At 72.2% G+C, this 2,504-nt stretch carries 2 protein-coding genes; one reads left to right on the top strand and one right to left on the bottom strand.

Annotated features, from left to right (window positions below; translation table 11 throughout):
- Positions 1–251 precede the first annotated feature (251 nt).
- A complete protein-coding gene (gene argG / locus GA0115242_RS22465; protein ID WP_093831271.1) occupies positions 252–1,697 on the top strand; it encodes an argininosuccinate synthase in 1,446 nt (481 codons plus the stop codon).
- A gap of 99 nt (positions 1,698–1,796) precedes the next feature.
- Here the strand turns inward: argG and GA0115242_RS22460 are convergent.
- Positions 1,797–2,504, bottom strand: a 708-nt coding sequence (locus tag GA0115242_RS22460) for a thiamine pyrophosphate-dependent enzyme (protein WP_237549239.1), incomplete at its 5' end; no start/stop codon positions are given.

Here is a 2,504-nt window from a genome sequence, read left to right as displayed (position 1 = left end):
CCGCCGGGCCCGAACGGCCCGAAGGCGCCTCGGCGCCCCTCGAACCCGCCCCGGCCGCGTGAGCCGTGTCCACCGTGTCCATGTTCGAAACCGTGCGAACGCATCGCCATCACTCCATTCAGTCGTTGATCAGTCGCGATGCCTCAACGATATATCGGAACTGTTCGGCTGGCAACCCTCGGCAAGGCGGGGCGAAGAGGCCGCCCCACAGGCCCTTTGCATGACCATGCGTCTTGATGCATACTCTTCCCATGTCCAAGGTCCTCACCTCCCTGCCCACCGGCGAGCGCGTCGGAATCGCCTTCTCGGGCGGCCTCGACACCTCCGTCGCGGTCGCGTGGATGCGCGACAAGGGCGCCGTCCCGTGCACCTACACCGCCGACATCGGCCAGTACGACGAGCCCGACATCGCCTCGGTGCCCGGCCGCGCGCACACCTACGGCGCCGAGATCGCGCGCCTGGTGGACTGCCGCGCCGCGCTGGTCGAGGAGGGCCTGGCCGCGCTCACCTGCGGCGCGTTCCACATCCGCTCGGGCGGGCGGGCCTACTTCAACACCACCCCGCTGGGCCGCGCCGTCACCGGCACGCTCCTGGTCCGGGCGATGCTGGAGGACGACGTCCAGATCTGGGGCGACGGCTCCACCTTCAAGGGCAACGACATCGAGCGGTTCTACCGCTACGGCCTGCTGGCCAACCCGCACCTGCGGATCTACAAGCCGTGGCTGGACGCGGACTTCGTGACCGAACTGGGCGGCCGCAAGGAGATGTCCGAGTGGCTGGTCGCCCACGGGCTGCCCTACCGGGACAGCACGGAGAAGGCGTACTCCACCGACGCCAACATCTGGGGCGCCACCCACGAGGCCAAGACCCTGGAGCACCTGGACACCGGCGTCGAGACCGTCGAGCCGATCATGGGCGTCCGGTTCTGGGACCCGTCGATCGAGATCGCCCCCGAGGACGTGACCATCGGCTTCGACCAGGGCCGCCCGGTGACGATCAACGGCAAGGAGTTCGCCACCGCCGTCGACCTGGTGATGGAGGCCAACGCCATCGGCGGACGCCACGGGCTCGGCATGTCCGACCAGATCGAGAACCGCATCATCGAGGCCAAGAGCCGCGGCATCTACGAGGCCCCGGGCATGGCCCTGCTGCACGCCGCGTACGAGCGTCTCGTCAACGCCATCCACAACGAGGACACCCTCGCCCAGTACCACAACGAGGGCCGCCGCCTCGGCCGTCTGATGTACGAGGGCCGCTGGCTCGACCCGCAGGCCCTCATGATCCGCGAGTCCCTCCAGCGCTGGGTCGGTGCGGCCGTCACCGGCGAGGTGACGCTGCGGCTGCGGCGCGGCGAGGACTACTCGCTCCTCGACACCACCGGCCCGGCGTTCAGCTACCACCCGGACAAGCTGTCGATGGAGCGCACCGAGGACTCCGCGTTCGGCCCGGTGGACCGGATCGGCCAGCTCACCATGCGCAACCTGGACATCGCCGACTCCCGCGCCAAGCTGGAGCAGTACGCCGGGATGGGTCTGATCGGCACCGGCAGCCCCGCGATCGGCGCCGCGCAGGCCGCCGCGACCGGCCTGATCGGCTCCATGCCGGAGGGCGGCGCCGAGGCCATCGCCTCGCGCGGCGAGTCCTCCGACGAGGACGCCCTGCTGGACCGCGCCGCGATGGAGTCCGGCACGGACTGACCCGGTACGAGGACCAGGACAGGGGCCGGCCGGACGACACAGCGTCGTCCGGCCGGCCCGTCCCTGTCACCGGCCGTCCCGTTCACCGGCCCGTCCCCTTCAGTGGCCCCTGAACGCCTCCTCCAGCCACCACGCCCCGTGCTCGCGCGTCACCTTCGCGTCGACGAGCAGCGGTGCCGCCCGCTCCCCCGCCACCCACGCCTCGACGGCCGCGAGGTCGCCGGGCGTCCGCACGGTCACCGCCTCGAAGCCGTACCCCCGGGCGACGGCGGCGAGGTCGGTCTCCGGGAAGGTGACGGTGTCCAGCGCGCACCCGTCCGGCCCGAAGTGGTGCACCTCCGCCCCGTACCCGTCGTCGTTGTGGACGACGACCACCATGGGCAGCCCCAGCCTGCGCACGGTGTCCAGCTCCGCCGCGCCCATCAGCGCGCCCCCGTCGCCGAGCACCGCCACCGGCAGCCGGTCGGGACGGGCGAGGGCGGCCCCGATCGCCGTCGCCAGCCCGAGCCCGATGGACTGGAACGCCTGGGTGAAGCAGAAGCCGTTCTCGTCGGGGACCGAGAGCCAGGCGCTGGGCCAGCCCATGAAGTTGCCGGAGTCGACGCCGATCACCCGCTCCGCCGGGAGGATGTCGTCCAGGGCGCGGCTCAGCGTGCGCGGGTCGATCCGCTCCGGTGTCCCCTCGTCCTCATAGGGCACGTCGCGCCACCGGCCGCGCGCGGCGAGAGCGGCCGCGACGGCCGGGGTCCGGTAGCCGGTCCGCCGCGCGCCCGGCGCCCGTCCGGCCCGCCGCGCGGTGCGTTCCAC

This window comes from Streptomyces sp. SolWspMP-5a-2, assembly GCF_900091845.1.
Classification (GTDB): Bacteria; Actinomycetota; Actinomycetes; order Streptomycetales; family Streptomycetaceae; genus Streptomyces; species Streptomyces doudnae.
This window is presented reverse-complemented; position numbering and strand designations above follow the sequence as displayed.

Excerpts from the sequence above, each read along its gene's own strand:
- argG (WP_093831271.1), top strand. The coding sequence starts at position 252 with ATGTCCAAGGTCCTCACCTCCCTGCCCACCGGCGAGCGCGTCGGAATC.